This is a genomic window from Actinoplanes sp. NBRC 103695 (assembly GCF_030269485.1).
In the GTDB taxonomy this organism is placed as follows: domain Bacteria; phylum Actinomycetota; class Actinomycetes; order Mycobacteriales; family Micromonosporaceae; genus Actinoplanes.
This window is the reverse complement of the sequence record NZ_BSTL01000004.1, coordinates 186,600-198,747: the sequence shown is the minus strand read 5'-3', so window position 1 is coordinate 198,747 and position 12,148 is coordinate 186,600. Positions and strand designations below refer to the sequence as shown.

At 72.0% G+C, this 12,148-nt stretch carries 12 protein-coding genes; 8 read left to right on the top strand and 4 right to left on the bottom strand.

Going from position 1 to position 12,148, the window contains the following annotated elements:
• The first annotated feature begins 98 nt into the window (after positions 1–98).
• Genes QSK31_RS07775 through QSK31_RS07750 form a run of 6 tightly spaced genes read left to right on the top strand, consistent with a single transcriptional unit; the run spans position 99 to position 6,020 of the window.
• Positions 99–494 carry a TOBE domain-containing protein gene (locus tag QSK31_RS07775; protein ID WP_285682331.1) on the top strand — a complete coding sequence of 132 codons (396 nt, stop codon included), beginning with the start codon at positions 99–101 and terminating at the stop codon, positions 492–494.
• A complete protein-coding gene (gene modA, locus QSK31_RS07770; protein WP_285682330.1) occupies positions 494–1,279 on the top strand; it encodes a molybdate ABC transporter substrate-binding protein in 786 nt (261 codons plus the stop codon). The genes QSK31_RS07775 and modA overlap by 1 nt, the downstream gene beginning before the upstream one ends.
• On the top strand, positions 1,276–2,055 hold the full coding sequence (locus tag QSK31_RS07765) for an ABC transporter permease (protein WP_285682693.1): 780 nt from the start codon (positions 1,276–1,278) through the stop codon (positions 2,053–2,055). The genes modA and QSK31_RS07765 overlap by 4 nt, the downstream gene beginning before the upstream one ends.
• On the top strand, positions 2,052–3,269 hold the full coding sequence (locus tag QSK31_RS07760; RefSeq protein ID WP_285682329.1) for an ABC transporter ATP-binding protein: 1,218 nt from the start codon (positions 2,052–2,054) through the stop codon (positions 3,267–3,269). The genes QSK31_RS07765 and QSK31_RS07760 overlap by 4 nt, the downstream gene beginning before the upstream one ends.
• A gap of 41 nt (positions 3,270–3,310) precedes the next feature.
• Positions 3,311–5,431, top strand: a complete 2,121-nt coding sequence (locus QSK31_RS07755; protein WP_285682328.1) for a S8 family serine peptidase — start codon at positions 3,311–3,313, stop codon at positions 5,429–5,431.
• Positions 5,432–5,441: 10 nt separating this feature from the next.
• Positions 5,442–6,020 (top strand): DUF1684 domain-containing protein, encoded by a 579-nt coding sequence (locus QSK31_RS07750; RefSeq protein WP_285682325.1) that lies wholly within the window; start codon positions 5,442–5,444, stop codon positions 6,018–6,020.
• A 94-nt stretch (positions 6,021–6,114) separates the two neighbouring features.
• Here the strand turns inward: QSK31_RS07750 and QSK31_RS07745 are convergent, their stop codons facing one another.
• The 3 genes from QSK31_RS07745 to QSK31_RS07735 all read right to left on the bottom strand — a co-directional run bounded on the left by QSK31_RS07745 (position 6,115) and on the right by QSK31_RS07735 (position 8,937).
• Entirely contained in the window at positions 6,115–6,861 is a 747-nt protein-coding gene (locus tag QSK31_RS07745) for a DUF8817 family protein (protein ID WP_285682324.1), read from the bottom strand.
• Positions 6,862–7,041: 180 nt separating this feature from the next.
• On the bottom strand, positions 7,042–8,190 hold the full coding sequence (locus QSK31_RS07740) for an outer membrane protein assembly factor BamB family protein (protein WP_285682323.1): 1,149 nt from the start codon (positions 8,188–8,190) through the stop codon (positions 7,042–7,044).
• Between the two features lie 51 nt (positions 8,191–8,241).
• A complete protein-coding gene (locus tag QSK31_RS07735; protein WP_285682321.1) occupies positions 8,242–8,937 on the bottom strand; it encodes a nicotinamide mononucleotide transporter family protein in 696 nt (231 codons plus the stop codon).
• A gap of 81 nt (positions 8,938–9,018) precedes the next feature.
• On the opposite strand from QSK31_RS07735, the gene QSK31_RS07730 reads away from it, so the two are divergent.
• Together QSK31_RS07730 and QSK31_RS07725 are read left to right on the top strand one after the other, a co-directional pair.
• A complete protein-coding gene (locus QSK31_RS07730) occupies positions 9,019–11,178 on the top strand; it encodes a carbohydrate-binding protein (protein WP_285682319.1) in 2,160 nt (719 codons plus the stop codon).
• Positions 11,179–11,188: 10 nt separating this feature from the next.
• Positions 11,189–11,740 carry a GNAT family N-acetyltransferase gene (locus tag QSK31_RS07725; protein WP_285682317.1) on the top strand — a complete coding sequence of 184 codons (552 nt, stop codon included), beginning with the start codon at positions 11,189–11,191 and terminating at the stop codon, positions 11,738–11,740.
• Positions 11,741–11,746: 6 nt separating this feature from the next.
• Here QSK31_RS07725 and QSK31_RS07720 read toward each other — a convergent pair whose 3' ends face one another.
• A complete protein-coding gene (locus QSK31_RS07720; RefSeq protein ID WP_285682315.1) occupies positions 11,747–12,088 on the bottom strand; it encodes a PNPOx family protein in 342 nt (113 codons plus the stop codon).
• Positions 12,089–12,148: the final 60 nt, after the last annotated feature.

The following is a 12,148-nucleotide window of genomic DNA, read 5'->3' as shown; positions in this document are numbered from 1 at the left end:
ACCATGTCGGACGGCATCGAATTCGGACGATGACAATTCCAGCAGATGCGAGCCTTCCGGCTGTCGCAGACTGGCAGTTGCGACCGTAAGGTGACCTTGTGACGACGTATCGCATCGGAGAGGCGGCCGAACTTCTCGGTGTCAGCCCGGACACGGTGCGCCGGTGGATCGACGCGGGCCGGCTCGGCGCGGCCCGCGACGGCCAGGGGCACCGGGAGATCGCCGGCGCCGACCTGGCGACGTTCGCCCGGTCGCTGGCCGACCAGCCGGATGCGGGCGCCGGCCGGTCGTCCGCGCGCAACCGGCTGCCCGGCATCGTCACCGCGATCTCCCGCGACACGGTGATGGCCCAGGTGGACATCCAGGCCGGGCCGCATCGCGTGGTGTCGCTGATGAGCCGCGAGGCGGTCGACGAGCTTCAGCTCGAGGTCGGTTCGCGGGCGGTTGCCGTGATCAAGTCGACCACGGTCGTGGTGGAACGGGGAGACAACTGATGAGGAAGCGGATCGTCGCGCTGGCAGCACTTCTGGTGCTCACCGGGTGCGGCTCGGACGACCCGGTGAAACCGGCGCCCGTCCCGCCGAGCCCCCAGGGCGGCGGCGTCTCCGGCTCGGTGACCGTGCTCGCGGCGGCCTCGCTGACCGAGTCGTTCACCCGCATCGGCAAGGATTTCGAGGCGGCCAACCCGGGCGCCAAGGTGTCCTTCTCGTTCGGTGGCAGCTCCGGCCTGGCCACCCAGATCACCTCGGGCGCGCCCGCCGACGTGTTCGCCTCGGCCAGCCCGGCCACCATGACGACGGTGATCGACGCCGGCGACGGCGCGAGCGCGCCGGCCACGTTCGTGAAGAACCAGCTCGTGATCGCGGTGCCGAAGGGCAACCCGAAGGGTGTGAGCTCCCTGGCCGCGCTGGCGAGGCCGGACCTCAAGGTTGCGCTCTGCGCCGGGCAGGTGCCCTGTGGAGCGGCGGCGAAGAAGGCGCTGGCCGCGGCGAACGTCAAGGTCACCCCGGTCACCCAGGAACAGGACGTGAGGGCCGCGCTCGCCAAGGTTAAGCTCGGTGAGGTGGACGCGGCGCTGGTCTACCGGACCGACGCCAGGGCGGCGGCCGCCGATGTGGACGGCGTGGAGTTCCCGGAATCCGCCAAGGCGATCAACGACTACCCGATCGTCGCCCTGAAGAACGCCGCCAACCCGGCCGCGGCCGCGGTGTTCGTCGCCTATGTCCAGTCCGAGCCCGCGCAGAAGGTGCTCGCCGACGCGGGGTTCCAGAAGCCCTGAGGCGGCGGGCTCCTCTCGCGCTGGCGCTGCCCGCTCTGATCGGGCTGGCGTTCCTGGTCCTGCCCCTGCTCGGGTTGCTGATCCGGGCGCCCTGGTCGACGCTGCCGCAACGGCTGACCGAGCCCGGTGTGCTGGCCGCGCTGCGCCTGTCGCTGCTGACCGCGTCGCTGGCGACGCTGCTGTGCCTGGCGCTCGGCGTGCCGCTGGCCTGGGTGCTCGCCCGCAGCGGGCTGCCCGGTCTGCGGTTCGTCCGGGCGCTGGTCACCGTGCCGCTGGTGCTGCCGCCGGTGGTGGGCGGGGTGGCGCTGCTGCTGGTCTTCGGCCGGCGCGGGCTGGTCGGGTCGTGGCTGGACGCGACGTTCGGGGTGAGCCTGCCGTTCACCACCGCCGGGGTGGTGCTGGCCGAGGCGTTCGTGGCGATGCCGTTCCTGATCATCTCGGTGGAGGGTGCGCTGCGCGCGGCGGACGCCCGGTACGAGGAGGCGGCGGCGACCCTCGGTGCGAACCGTTGGACCGCGTTCCGCCGCGTGACGCTGCCGCTGATCGCGCCGGGGGTGGCGGCCGGCGCGGTGCTCTGCTGGGCGCGGGCGCTGGGCGAGTTCGGCGCGACCATCACGTTCGCCGGCAACTTTCCCGGGCGCACCCAGACGATGCCGCTGGCGGTCTATCTCGCGCTGGAACAGGATCTGGACTCGGCCATCGTCCTCAGCCTGGTTCTGCTCGTGGTCTCGGTCGGCATCCTGGCGGCACTGCGCGACCGGTGGCTGACCGCATGAGCCTTGACGCGCGTCTAGTAGTAAGCAGAGCAAAGTTCCAGCTGGACCTCCCTTTGACCGTCGAGTCGGGCGAGGTGGTGGCGCTGCTCGGCCCGAACGGCGCGGGCAAGACCACCGCGCTGCGAGCGCTGGCCGGCCTTATCCCGCTGGAAGGGCAGAACAGGCAAGGCGGGAATGTCCGACGTGGAGGGAAAGGCGGGAACGCCGAGAAGGCCGCGAGAGACGGGCAAGGCAGAGTGGGGCAAGGCGGAGAGGGGCACGGCGAGCAAGCGGAGCAGGCCGAGCGAGACGCGGGGGGCGATCGGGCCGAGCGAGGCGAGCTGGGCGAGCGGGCCGGCGGCTACGTCACGCTGGACGGGCGGAGGATCGACGGGCTGCCGCCGGAGCAGCGGCGGATCGGCGTGGTGTTCCAGGACTATCTGCTCTTCCCGCATCTGAGCGCTCTGGAGAATGTGGCGTTCGGGCCGCGGTGCCGGGGTGTGGATAAGGGCGAGGCGCGGCGGGCGGCGGCGGAGTGGCTGGAGCTGGTCGGGCTGGCCGAGCACGCCCGGAAGAAGCCGCGGCAGCTGTCCGGTGGGCAGGCGCAGCGGGTGGCTCTGGCGCGGGCGCTGGTCACCGAGCCGCGCCTGCTGCTGCTGGACGAGCCGCTCGCCGCGCTGGACGCACGCACCCGGATGGACACCCGCGCGCATCTGCGCACGCGGCTGGCGAGCCATCCGGGCGCCACGGTGCTGGTCACCCATGACCCGCTGGACGCGATGATGCTGGCCGACCGGCTGGTCATCGTCGAGGACGGCGCGGTGGTGCAGGTCGGGGACGCGGCCACCATCACCAGCCGGCCGCGGACCGACTACGTCGCCCGGCTGGTCGGGCTCAACCTGTACCGGGGCGTCGCGAGCGGGCACACCGTACGCGTGAGTGAGGAATTCGACCTGACGACCGCGGACCGGGGCGAGGGCGAGGTTTTCGTGGCGTTCCCGCCGGCCGCGGTCGCGTTGTGGGCCGAGCGGCCGGAGGGGAGCCCGCGCAACACCTGGCCGGCCGAGGTCGCGGCGATCGCCCGGCACGGCGACAGCCTGCGCATCGAGCTCACCGGACCGGCGCCGGTCGCGGCCGATGTGACCCCGGCCGCGGCGGTCGACCTCGACCTGGCGCCAGGTCGGCACATCTGGGCGTCCGTCAAGGCTTCCGAAGCGCGTAGTTATCCCGCGTAGACTCACCGTCGTCAATCGCGGCGTACGGGAGCGAGGTGAGCGTGCGGGCCGGTCTGGCGATGCTCACCCTCCTCGCGGCGGGCCTCCTCTCCGCACCCTCGATCGCCCATGCCGCGCCCGCCCCGGCCCCCGAGCCGGTGACCGAGAGCCAGGCCCGCACCGTGACGCTGATCAGTGGCGACCGGGTGCTGGTGACGGCCGACGGGCGGTCCGCGGGGCGGGTTCCCGGGTCCGGGCGCGCCGAGGTGGCGCTGCTCTCCCGCTACGTCGACGGCCGCCTGTCGGTGGTGCCGGTCGACGCGCTCGCGCTGCTCAACGACGACCGTCTGGACCCGCGGCTGTTCGACGTGACGGGGCTGCTCGACGCCGGCTACGACGATCGGCGTGCCGACCTGCCGCTGATCGTGACGTTCACCGGCCGCGGGGCGTCGGCCGAGCTCTTCGCCGGGGCGCCGGCCCGTGAGCTGGCCGCGCTCGACGGTTCCGCGGTACGGGTGGAGCGCGCGCAGACCCCGGCCCTGTGGTCGGCCCTCACCCGTGGCACGGTCGGCTACCGCAAGGTGTGGCTGGACGGGCTGGCCGAGCCGCAGAGCGATGTGAGCATCCCGCTGGTCGGCGCGCCCGCCGCGTGGGCGGCCGGTCTGACCGGCAGCGGTGTGCGGGTGGCGGTGCTGGACACCGGCGTCGACGTGGACCACCCCGACCTGGCCGGCGCGGTCGCCGGGACGGCCGACTTCACCGGCGCGCACGGCGACGGCACGGTCGACCGGCAGGGCCACGGCACGCACGTCGCGTCGATCCTGGCCGGTTCCGGTGCGGCGTCGGCGGGACGATACCGGGGCATGGCGCCGGACGCGCGGCTGTACAGCGCGACGGTGTGCACGGCCGGCGGCTGTCCCGAGTCGGCGATCCTCGACGGCATGGACTGGGCGGTGCGCGACAAGGGTGCCAAGGTGGTCAACCTCAGCGTCGGCGAGCCCGCCACGCCCGGCACCGATCTGCTCGAGGAAGCGGTGGAACGGCTCAGTTCGGCGTACGGGACGCTCTTCGTGGCCGCCGCGGGCAACGACGGGACGGTCCTGTCACCGGCGTCGGCGCCCGCCGCGCTCTCGGTCGGGGCGTCCACTGAGGACGACATGCTCGCCCGGGAGCTCGTCGACAAGCCCGACATCGTGGCGCCGGGCGTGGCGATCACCGCTGCCCGGTCCGGCGACTCGGGACTGCCCGGGACGGCGTACACCACTCTCAGCGGCACCTCCGCGGCCGCGCCGCACGTGGCCGGCGCCGCCGCCCTGCTCGCGCAGCAGCATCCCGAGTGGTCACCGGCGCAGCTCGAGGCGTCCCTGATCGGCGCGGCGACACCGTTGCGCGATCGGGCGCCGCCCGGCGGGGTGGGCCGGCTGGACGTCGCCAAGGCCATCGCGAGCACGGCGATCCCGCAGCTCTCCCCCACGCCCGCGCCGCTGGTCCGCAGTTCGCTGGCGGTGGACTTCCGCGACCGCGCCGGGGTGGCGACCCGGCGCGTGCTGGCCGGGGCGTCGGACGGGACACGCTTCGTCGACCTGTCCCGCGCGGGGACCTTCGCGATGCCGACCGGCCGCTGGACCATCGACGCGGCGATCGCCGAGGCCGACGGCGCGGTGACGTTGATCCGCCGCACGGTCACCTCGCCGGGGAACGTGACGCTGGACGCCCGCACCGGACGGTCGGCGACGATGCCGCCGCCACGACCCGACGCCACCCCGGCGTACGCGATGGTCGGTCTCGCCGATCTCGCCCTGACCGCTCAGGCGCAGAGCTTCCAGCAGTTGTACACCGCGGTGTCCGGCCGGGCCGTGGCGGCCGCGCGCTGGACCGCCACCGACAGCGAGTGGTCGTTCCGCTCCGCGCGCGTGCCGGTGAGCGCCGCGCCGGTCGTCCTGTCACCGCTGGCCGGCGGGATGCTGGCCCTCACCCTGCCGCTGGTGCCGAGGTTCACGCTCGACGTCTCCTACGACGGCGGGCACACGTGGCGCCGGCCGTTCTACACGCGCGTCGGCGACCGCGGCGTCGCCCACCTGCGTCCCGCCGCCGGCGCCGACGTGTCGCTGCGCATCTCGGCGGCCGACGGCAAGGGCAACGAGGTCCGGCAAACCCTGCACCGGGTACGCGTCCCCGGATAGCGTGGTGCGGATGGACGCACTGGACCTGGCCACCTTCCGGACCGCCGTCGCCCGCATGTACCTCGCCGACACCGACGTCACCGGCTGGCGCGCCGCCCGGGACGAGCTGTTCCGCGACCACCCGCAGTCCCCGATCCCGCGCGGCTCACAGTTCGACGGGCTGCCGTACTTCCCGCCGGACGAGGAGGCCGTCGTCGAGGCGGTGGTGAGGCCCGCCGACGGCGAGATCGAGATCGACACCGGCGGGCCGGACGGCGTCTGCCGCTACACCCGGGTCGGCATCCTCGACACCCCGTACGGCGAGCTGTCCCTGTGGTGGCTGGCCGCCTACGGTGGCGGCCTGTTCCTGCCGGTGCGCGACGCCACGTGCGGGCCGTCCTCCTACGGCGGCGGGCGCTACCTCACGGACACGGTCAAGGGCACACACGGCCGCGGGGTGGTCCCGCTGTCCGCCGGCCGTGTGCGCCTCGACTTCAACTACCTCTACAACCCGAGCTGCGCGTACGACGACCAGTGGCTCTGCCCCCTGGCCCCGCCGGAGAACACGGTCCGGGCGGAGATCCGCGCGGGCGAACTCAAGTACCACTGAGCCGTCACGCGGCACTGAGCCGTCACGCGGCACTGAGCCGTCACGCGGCACTGAGCCGTCACGCGGCACTGAGCCGTCACGCGGCACTGAGCCGTCACGCGCTACTGGCCTTCAGGTCGGCGGCGTTCGCCAGCGCGCCGGAAGCCCGCTCCGACTCGCCGGCGGTCAGCTCGACCCGGCCGGCCCGGTCCAGCATCGCCGCCGCGGTGTCCGGGTCGTTCAGCACCAGCGCGAGCTCGGCGCGATAGACGAGGACCTCGACCAGCTCGACCGGATCGTCGCCGGGCGCCGAGCGGGCCAGTGCGCTGTCGAGGATCCGCACGGCCTGCCCGGTCTCACCCCGGGAGTCAGCCTGCACGACCGCGTTCGCCAGAGCCTTGCCCAGCCGCCCGGCAGGCGCGGCATCCCCGGCAGGCGCGGCATCCCCGCCCGGCGCAGCGTCCCCGGCCGGGTTGTGGTGCACGACGCGGATCCAGTTGCCGCCCGGGTCGATGACGCTGAACCCGCCCACCCCGTCGTTGTTCTTACGCGCCCGCGGCCGCGTCATGCGCGGCGTCCCGGACACCAGAATCTTCCCGTACGCGGCTCGCATCCCGTCGGCGAACGCCCGGTGCAGCCCCTCGATGTCGGACGTGAGAACGAGGCAGGACCCGTAGGACTGGGCCGGGTCGAAGCCGTCCATCTCGAAGAACTGCAGATGAAGGTCTTCTCGCCGCAGCCCCGCGCAGGGATAGGGCTTGCGTTGCCGGTAGGTCGTCTCGAACCCGAGCGCCCGGTAGAACTCCACGATGTCCTCGACGGACGCACACGGCAGAAGCGGAACAGTGACTTCGTTGGCCATGCGTCCTTCCTAGGCGCAACCGAGCATCACGCGCCCATGGAAATGGCCGTTCGGCGTCGCGGGCCGGCCGAACGGCTGGCCACTTCCAGATCGTGGCGTGCCGCGAACGCCGAAGCCCCGGAACGGCGTGTCGGCCGGCCCCGGAAGCGGGACCGGCCGACGCGCGTGACGAACTGCGGGTCAGGGGGTGTAGGCGCGAACCGTGGAGCCGCTGGTGGTGTAGAGGCGGCCGCCGGTGGCGACCACGTGGTCGGTCACGGCGCCGTAGGCGGTGCCGTTGACGACGGTCTTGCCGGTGGCCGGGGCGAGGATGACAAGCTTCTTGCCGGAGAGGGCGTAGAGCAGGCCGCCGGCCCGGATCAGCTTGCGTGGGTCGGCCAGGGCCCGGGTCCAGGTGAGCTTGCCGGTGGTGGCGTTGTACGCGTTGATCCGGTTGGCCGAGGCGACGAAGACCCGCTTGCCGTCCGAGATGAGGGCGCCGGACTCCTTCCGCACCGTCCACTTGGCCTTCATGGCGGACGCGTCGAAGGCGGCGATCCCGGCCGTGTTGAAGAGGTAGAACTGGGTGCCGGCCGGGTTGGCCGCGGCGACCTGCCAGGCCGCGGCGCCGCCCAGGACGTCACCGTCGGCGATGTCGACGATCTGGATCTGCGCGTGCCGGGTGTCGCGCAGCACGATCCGGCCGTTCGCCGACACCGGCCCGGCCAGGATGTGGTTGGTGCGGCTCCACAGGCGCTTGCCGTCGGAGATGCGGAACGCGGTGACGCCGTACTCCTCGTCGTCGCAGATGCCGCAGACGCCGGAGACCACGAAGACGCCCTTGTCGGCGACCGAGCTGGTGATGCTGTAGCTCTGGATCTCGTCCCAGACCAGCTGGCCGGTGTTCGGGTTGATGGCCACGACGTTGGTGGAGTAGTCGCTCTGCGAGAAGCAGTTGACCTCGGTGCCGAGGACGTAGCCGCCGGCCACCGTCATCCGGTTGCCGTCGAAGTAGGCCTGGCCGACCGTCCACAGCTTCTTGCCGTTGACGTTGTTGTAGGCGGAGATGGAGCCGTCGTTCAGCAGGAACATCTTCCCGTTGGCGACCAGCGGCGGCTGTGGCTTGGGCTCGCAGCCCTCCGGCTCGAGCGTGGCCTTCACGGTCCAGCGGAGCTTGAGCTTGGCGACGGTGCCGGTGTTGATCACCGATTCGGACGGGTTGTAGCCCGTCCGGCCGGGTCCGTAGCCGTCCTGGAGCCAGAGGTCGGGGCCGGCCGCCGCCGACGGGGCCGCCGCGGCGAGGAGGCCGGCCAGCACGCCCGCGGCAACGAGAGAGTTCCTGAGTCGCATGCCGCGAATAAACCGCACCGAGGATCACGGGGGCGGCGAAAAGGGGAAAGTTCAGCCGACCGCTTCCAGGCGGGGCGGCAGGATCGCGTCGCGTCGCGAGATCCGCAGCCACACGACGAAACCCCAGATCACGAACGCCGCGTAGAACGCGTACAGCAGGGCCGAGGGGTAATAGCCGAAGTGGAGCAGCTCGGGCACCCCGACCAGGTCGACGGCGATCCAGCAGAGCCAGAACTCGACCCAGCCGCGGGCCATGGCGTAGGTGGCCAGCATGGAGCCGACGAAGATCCAGGAGTCGGCCAGGTAGTACCACCACGGCACCGGGAAGCCGGCGCCGATCGCCCGGAACACCACGAAGCAGACCACCACCGCGGCCAGGGCGATGCCCAGCAGAGCCACCCGCTGCCGGTTGCTCGCCCAGCGCGGGGTCACCGCCACGCCGTCGCCGGTGCGCCTGTTCTGCCGCCAGCGCCACCACCCGTACACGCTGGTGATCAGGAAGAAGACCTGGCGGGAGGCCTGGCCGTAGAGCGGGGTGCCCTGGTCGTTGCCGACCGCCTGACCCATGAACACGGTGAACAGCAGCACGTTGCCGACGATGCCGACCGGCCACGCCCACACCATGCGGCGCAGCCCGAACAGCGCCGAGCCGAGCCCGAACGCGTTGCCGACGATCTCCCGCCAGTAGATCGACTGGGTGCCGGTGACCTGCCAGGTCGCGTGGTAGAAGGCGTCGAGCCAGCTCATGAGCCGAAGTCTGGCACCGGAGCCGATCATCCGCGATGAGTTATCGACCACACGTCACGGCTTTGTTTAAGGTGTTTGCCTATGAGGCGCATATTGACATCCGTCACGGTTACGCTCGCGCTCGTGCTGACGGCCGCACCGGCGGCGTCGGCCACGCCGGTTCCGTCGGTCGCCGGGACCTACTCCGACCAGGCGGGTCACCACTGGGCCAGGGCGCCACGAGCCACGAACGGCCCCGCGGACACCACCGTCGTCATCGACCCCAGCCGCGCCTCCCAGGCGTACACCGGGATGGGTTTCTCTCTTGATGAGACCAGTGTGTCCAATCTGTGGAAGCTCACCCCGGCCGAACGCAACCGGGCGATCCGCCTCCTCGCCGACCCGGGCAGCGGGGCCGGCTTCGACCGGTTCCGGCTCACCATCGGCAGTCCGGACCTGATCGAGCACCTGCCGTTCTGGTCCTACGACGAGTTGCCGGCGGGCGAGACCGAGGACTTCGAGCTGAAGCACTTCTCGATCCGGCGGGACGTCGACACCAGGATCATCGCCACGATCAAGGCGATCCAGCGGGTCAACCCGGAGGCCACCTTCTTCGCGTCGGCGTGGAGCGCGCCCGCGTGGATGAAGACGAACAACCGGTTCACCGGCGAGGTCGCGCCGCTCCCGGGCAGCGCGGGCGCGCACTACCAGGTCGGCAAGCTGCGCGACGACTGCATCGACGTGTTCGCCCGCTACTACGTCAAGTTCCTGCGGGCGTACGCGGCGCACGGCATCCACGTCGACACCCTGACCCTGCTCAACGAGCCGGGGATGGACGTGGTCTACCCGGCCATGGACATCAGCTGGGAGCAGCAGCAGAAGCTCGCGCTCGCCATCAGACGCGAGGTCCGCGCGGCAGGCCTGGACACCGGGCTGTACGTGCACGACTTCAACTTCTGGGACTGGCGCGATCCGAACAGCACCGAGACCAAGAACTACCACCGGATCTTCAACGACCCGCGCGTACGCCGGGCGGCCGACGGCATCGCCTTCCACCCGTACTGGGGTGACCCGGCCGTGATGCGCGACGCGCGGCGCGAGTTCGGCAAGCCGGTGCACATGACCGAGACCAGCGACCTCAGCCCCGCCACCGTGAGCAGCTACTTCCGGCTGGACGCGAGCTCGTACATCCTCTGGGCGCAGACCACCGACCAGGACGGCGGCACGCTGCACTGGACCGACAAGCGCGACAACAACGTGGACTGGGAAGAGGTCGGCCGCACCACCAAGTGGCCCAACCGGATGGTCAAGGTCAACACCGGGACCCGGAGCTTTTCGGTACGCGAGGAGCTGTACCAGCTCGGCCAGTTCGCCCGCTACCTGACGCCGCGGCACGTGCGCGTGGCGTCCAGCGCGCCCGCCGCCGGGGTGAGCAACGTGGTGTTCCGCGACGGCGACCAGTTCGTGGCGGTCCTGGGCAACAGCAACACCGTTCCCACCCCGGTACGGCTGACGATGGCCGGCCGTTCGTTCACGGTGCCGGTGCCGGCCGGGGCGTGGGCCACGTACCGCTGGCGCGCCGATCCGCCGTCCACGTCCCACGGGTTCTCGGTCGCCGCGGTCCCACCGGTGACGGCGGATCAGTGGAGCACGGTGACGATCCCGCTCCGGGCGACCGGTCGCGGGCCGATCTCCTTCTACGGCGCCGATCTGCCCGGCGACGTGACGCTCCAGGGCAGCTCCCTCACCGTCCGGCCCACCACCCCCGGCGTCCGGGAATTCGTCGTCACCGCGACCGACGGCGTCCGGAGCAAGGACGTGACCGTCCATCTGACGGTCGGCCCGGCGGGAGCTCCGGCCGGCGCGATCGTCGAGGCCGAGGCGTACGCCGCGCAGCACGGCTGGACCGAGGGCGGCGCCACCTTCATCGAGAGCACCGCGTCGGCCAGTGGCGGCAAGAACGTCGGCTGGACGGCGCCCGGCAACTGGCTGTCCTACCGGGTGAACCTCGCCGTCGCCGGCTCCTACGACCTGGAGTTGCGCGTGGCCAACGGATCCGGGGCCGCCGCGCCGGACGCCATCACGTTCCGGGACGCGGCCGGGACCGCGCCGGCGACCGTCTCCGTCCCGGACACCGGCGGCTGGGCCGCATACCGGTCGATCCACGTGCCGGTGACGCTCGCGGCCGGCGATCAGCTGGTGACGGTGTTCTGTGAGACCGGCGGCTTCAATCTGGATTACCTGAGGCTCACGGCCGGTTAGGCTCCGCGGTGTGTTCGTGACAGAGCTGAGCGAGGGGGCGCGGTTGCGCCCCCTCGAACCGTGGCAGGCCGAGGAATTCCTGGCGCACATCGACCGCGCCCGCGACTACGTCGACCCGTGGATCCCCTGGACGTCCCGCAGCACCGACCTCGAGTCGGCCCGCGGGGTCCTGCAGCGCTACGCCGACCTGCAGGCCGAGGACAAGGCCCGGCTGTTCGGCATCTGGCTGGACGGCACCCTGGTCGGCGGCGTCATGCTGATCAACGTCGACGCCGCCGCGGGCCAGTGCGAGGTGGGCTGCTGGCTGGAACCGGCCGGCGCCGGCCGGGGCCTGGTCACCCGCGCGGCGGCCCGGCTGCTCGACTACGCCTTCACCGAGCGCGGCTGGCATCGGGCGAACTGGAAGTGCCGCCCGGACAACGAGGCGAGCCGCGCGGTCGCCCGGCGGCTGGGCATGACCCTGGAGGGCACGCTCCGCGAGGATTTCCCCTACCTGGACAAGCGCCACGACACCGAGGTCTGGGCCATTCTCGCGCGGGAGTGGAAGGGCCTCCAGCGCTGATCTCCGTCAGGCGTCGAGGCGCACGGTCACGCTCACGCGGCCCTTGGCGTCGCGATGGGCGGTCGCGTGGCCGGTCCGGTCGGTGTCGTCGAGGCGCAGGGAGATCGGGCCGCCCTCGTCCAGGAAGTTGCGCCACCACGCCTTCGAGTCGGGCAGCCGCACGCCGATGACGACGCCGTCGTCGGTGCGGCGGTAGCCGACCGGGGTGCTGAACGTGCGGCCCGAGCGGCGGCCCGTGTAGGTGATGACGGTGAGCCGGCGCCGCGCCGCCGGACCCCAGCGTTTCGAGTTCTGCGCCGCCGTGACACAGCCGTTGAAGCGGTCGAGGAGCTTGCCCTGGATGCGCATGGACCGACCGTAGCCCCCGGTCCGGCCGCGGGGACGGAAGTGGAACAGCGGCCTTCGACC

Coding starts and splice junctions, on each gene's coding strand:
- QSK31_RS07730 (WP_285682319.1), top strand. CDS start 9,019: ATGAGGCGCATATTGACATCCGTCACGGTTACGCTCGCGCTCGTGCTG.
- QSK31_RS07745 (WP_285682324.1), bottom strand. CDS start 6,861: ATGGCCAACGAAGTCACTGTTCCGCTTCTGCCGTGTGCGTCCGTCGAG.
- QSK31_RS07760 (WP_285682329.1), top strand. CDS start 2,052: ATGAGCCTTGACGCGCGTCTAGTAGTAAGCAGAGCAAAGTTCCAGCTG.
- QSK31_RS07735 (WP_285682321.1), bottom strand. CDS start 8,937: ATGAGCTGGCTCGACGCCTTCTACCACGCGACCTGGCAGGTCACCGGC.
- modA (WP_285682330.1), top strand. CDS start 494: ATGAGGAAGCGGATCGTCGCGCTGGCAGCACTTCTGGTGCTCACCGGG.
- QSK31_RS07750 (WP_285682325.1), top strand. CDS start 5,442: ATGGACGCACTGGACCTGGCCACCTTCCGGACCGCCGTCGCCCGCATG.
- QSK31_RS07740 (WP_285682323.1), bottom strand. CDS start 8,190: ATGCGACTCAGGAACTCTCTCGTTGCCGCGGGCGTGCTGGCCGGCCTC.
- QSK31_RS07720 (WP_285682315.1), bottom strand. CDS start 12,088: ATGCGCATCCAGGGCAAGCTCCTCGACCGCTTCAACGGCTGTGTCACG.